The sequence below is a fragment of the Nocardioides sp. genome (assembly GCF_034670285.1).
Taxonomy (GTDB): domain Bacteria; phylum Actinomycetota; class Actinomycetes; order Propionibacteriales; family Nocardioidaceae; genus Nocardioides.
Genome location: NZ_JAXMNS010000358.1, coordinates 1 through 3997, shown reverse-complemented (window position 1 = coordinate 3997; position 3997 = coordinate 1). Strand labels below are relative to the sequence as shown.

3 protein-coding genes are annotated in these 3997 nt (G+C 69.8%); 2 read left to right on the top strand and 1 reads right to left on the bottom strand.

Annotation, left to right across the window (positions count from 1 at the left end):
- The coding region (locus VOI19_RS15745; protein WP_323793912.1) for a VWA domain-containing protein at nt 1–1757 on the top strand (1757 nt) is incomplete at its 5' end.
- Between the two features lie 142 nt (nt 1758–1899).
- Nucleotides 1900–3543, top strand: coding sequence for a hypothetical protein (locus tag VOI19_RS15740; protein ID WP_323793911.1), 1644 nt, complete (start codon nt 1900–1902; stop codon nt 3541–3543).
- On the opposite strand, the gene VOI19_RS15735 is transcribed toward VOI19_RS15740, so the two are convergent.
- Nucleotides 3532–3997 (bottom strand): ABC transporter substrate-binding protein (locus VOI19_RS15735; protein WP_323793910.1); only part of this gene is annotated, 466 nt, incomplete at its 5' end. The two genes, VOI19_RS15740 and VOI19_RS15735, sit on opposite strands and share 12 nt — an antisense overlap.

The following is a 3997-nucleotide window of genomic DNA, read 5'->3' as shown; positions in this document are numbered from 1 at the left end:
CGATGATGGATGAGGGTGACCGGGCGCTGCGCGAGATGCAGCTCGAGAACCTCTCACCCAACACCGCCGCCGCGGTCAGCGAGCTCGGCGACTACGACTGGCAGAGCAGCGAGGCGCGCGCCGACTTCGAGAAGATCAAGGACCTGCTGGGTCGCGAGCTGCTCGACCAGCGTTTCGCCGGCATGAAGCAGGCGCTCGAGAACGCCACCGACGAGGATCGCGACGCGATCAACGAGATGCTCTCGGACCTCAACGACCTGCTCGAGAAGCACTCGCGTGGCGAGGACACGCCTGAGGACTTCGAGCAGTTCATGGACCAGCACGGCGACTACTTCCCCGAGAACCCGCAGAGCATCGACGAACTGCTCGACGCCATGGCGCAGCGCGCCGCGGCGGCGCAGCGGATGCTCAACTCGATGAGCCCCGAGCAGCGCCAGCAGCTGATGGAGCTGTCGCAGCAGGCGTTCGGCTCGCCGGAGCTGATGGAGTCGCTCGCGCGCCTCGACGCCAACCTGCAGGGACTGCGGCCCGGTGAGGACTGGGGCGGCTCGGAGCAGTTCGGCGACGGTCAGGGTGAGGGCAGCGGCCAGGGGCTGGGTCTTGGCGACGGCACCGGCGTCTTCCAGGACCTCGCCGACCTCGACTCGCTCGCCGACCAGCTGTCGCAGTCGTACGGCGGCGCCCGGATGGACGACCTGGACCTCGACAAGCTGGCCCGTCAGTTGGGCGACGAGGCCGCCGTCGACGCCAAGACCCTGCAGCAGCTCGAGAAGGCGCTGCGCGACGGCGGCACCCTCAAGCGCGGCTCCGACGGTCAGCTCAAGCTGTCGCCGAAGGCGATGCGCCAGCTCGGCAAGGCCCTGCTGCGCGACGTGGCCGAGAAGATGTCGGGGCGCCAGGGTGCGCGCGACATGAACAAGGCCGGCGCCGCCGGTGAGCGGTCCGGTGCGACCCGTGAGTGGGCGTTCGGCGACACCGAGCCGTGGGACCTGCCACGCACCATCCTCAACGGCGTCGGACGCCGCGCCGCCGATCCCGGCGACTCTCGCCTGCTCGCCATCGACGACGTCGAGGTGCAGGAGACCGAGGCGCGCACCCAGGCCTGCGTGGCGCTGCTGTTCGACACGTCGTTCTCGATGGCCATGGACGGTCGCTGGGTGCCGATGAAGCGCACCGCGCTGGCGCTGCACACCCTCATCAAGAGCCGCTTCCGCGGTGATGCGTTGCAGCTGATCGGGTTCGGCCGGCACGCCGAGGTGATGGACATCGAGCAGCTCACCGCGCTCGATGCGATGTGGGACAAGGGCACCAACCTCCACCACGCGCTGCTCCTGGCCAACCGTCACTTCCGCAAGCACCCCAACGCCCAGCCGGTGCTGCTGATCGTCACCGACGGTGAGCCGACGTCGCACCTCGAGTCGAGCGGCGAGGTCTACTTCTCCTACCCGCCGCACCCGCTGACTTTGGCCTACGCCGTGCGCGAGCTCGACAACTCACGACGCATGGGCGCCCAGACGACGTTCTTCCGCCTCGGCGAGGACCCCGGCCTCGCGCGCTTCATCGAGCAGATGGCGCGCCGCGTCGACGGTCGGATGGTGAGCCCCGAGCTCGACGACCTCGGCGCTGCCGTCGTCGGCTCCTACCTCGGCTCCCGCGACGCGGGTCGACCCGGCGGGATGGCGGGCGGGATGAGCGCGATGCGCTCCGGCTTCGGCTCCAGCTGGTACGGCGGCCGCGGCCACTGGGTCGAGGACTGACCCCGCGCGAGGCGGGTCAGCAGACACGTGGAGCGGTGGCAGCAGCCGTCCCGTACGCTGCGCCTGGCTTTCCCGTCGTCTCGCCTCGCACATCCCTCGGAGTCACATGCCCACGCAGCGTCTCGACCGGACGACGTCGTCCGTGGCCCTTCTCTTGATCGGAGCTCTGCTGGTGGTCGTCGGGCCGGCCGGCTCCGCGAGCGCCGCAGGCGCGCCGCTGACGGTGTCCCAGGGCTTCACCGACATGCTCGTCGACGAGGAGAGCGGGCACGTCTTCGTCGCCCAGAGCGGAGGACCGCTGCTCGTCGCCGATCTCGCTGCGACGTTCGAGACGAGTCTGGCCGACCTGAGCGGCGCAGTCGAGCTGGTCCCGTCCGGCGACGGAGCCGGGGTGCTGGTGTCGAGGCCCACGGCCCACGAGATCGACGTGCTCGACTCCACGACGTTGCAGGCAGACGTCCTCGACGTGGGTGAGCTGTGTCCGCGAGCGCTGGCCCCCGTCGACGGCCACGTCTACTTCGGGTCGCGATGCGAGTCGTCGGACCCGACGGTCCTCGCTGCGATCGAGCTCGCCACGGGGTCGGTCACCATCCTCGATCGTGAGCCGCTCGACGACAGCGACGTGCTCTTGGCTTCCCACCCGGAGCAACCGGGGCGGCTGGCACTCGGCATCAACACCACGGTGTACCTCAGTCGGGTCACCGTTGACGGGGGCGGCCCTCGGCTGGAGCTCATCGAGAACGCAGGCCCGGCCAGCTCGCGGCAGATCGAACAGCTTGCCTACTCCTCGAGCGGGGCTCGGATCCTCGCGGGCACCGACCGAGACGGAATAGGCGCGTACTCATCGGTGGACCTGACCAGGAAGGCGGGATATGGCCTCTACGTGCAGAACGGCCTCAGCATCCTCTCTGTCAGGTCGGACGAAGAGGTCGTCGCGGGGTCGGCGACGTCGGTGAGCTTCTTCCACGCCGGCGTCCGAACCCCGTGGCAGGTGTACGACTTCAGCACGAACCCCAGCTCCCTCCGATGGCTCGGAGCTGCTTGGGACAACGAGCAGCTGTACGTCGTCGCGAGTCGTGTCGAGAACGGTGCCCGGGTCGCGGAGCTTCAGCTGGTGACCCCGTTGGCAGCGGCGAGGGTCGAGGTCGAGGTCAACAACAGGTTGATCAACACGGGGCAGAAGATCAAGCTGACGATCAAGCTGGACACTCCTGCTGCGCGTGCCGTGGACGTCTATGCCCACACCGCGGGCGGGGAGAAGCACTTGCTGACCACCCGCACGGTCCCCGACAGCAAGCTGGTCTTGACCGAGAAGCCCAAGGAGAACACGACATACGAAGTCGTCTACAGCGGCGACGAGTCGACCGAGCGTGCGGCTGCACGCGCCTCGGTGCGAGTGCGCTCGCGCACCACCCTCCGTGCGCTGAAGCCGATCAAGCGACGCTACAACGTGGCGTACTACCGCTCCGGCAAGACTGCGGTCGTCGAGGCGGCCGTCACGTCCGCTGACCCGAAGTGCGTCGTCTTCTCGTTCTACGTGCAGAAGAACGGCCGCGACCGGCTCTTCCTGAAGTCCGACTGCCTGCGCACCGACCCGCGCGGGAAGGTCCGCTTCGGTCTCCGCTCGGAGCGCGGCCGCTACTACGAGTCTGTGACCGTGGTCGCGTCCACGCCGAAGAATCCGCGCAACCTGGGATCGTCTTCCGCGGGGAGAGGCCGCCCGTTCCAGGTGCAGTTCTGCCCGACGGCTCTCCGCTGCGCGCCGACCGAGCGATCAGGACAGTAGCGCCGCCAGCTCCTCGATGCCGTCGATGAGCCGCGGGCCCGGTCGCGCCCACATGGCGTTCGCGTCCACGGCATGTACGACGACGTCGGCCGGCAGCAGCCCGGCCGCCACGAGGGCGTCGGCCTGCTCCTGGGCGCCGGCACGGTCGTAGCCGCACGGCGCTACCAGGACGACGTCCGGCCGGGCCTCGTGCACGGCCGCCCACTCCACGCGCACCGACCTCGCGCCGGCGGCGCCGAGCACGCACTCGCCGCCGGCGATCTCGATCATCTCCGGGATCCAGTGCCCGGGCGCGTACGGCGGGTCGGTCCACTCGAGCAGCACGACGCGCGGCCGGGGGCGCCCGGCGACCCGTTCCCGCACGGCGTCGAGCCGTGCTCGCAGCGAGTCCGCCAGCCGCTCGGCCTCGCCCGCCCGGCCGACTGCAGCTCCCAGGGTCAGGACCGAGGCCAGC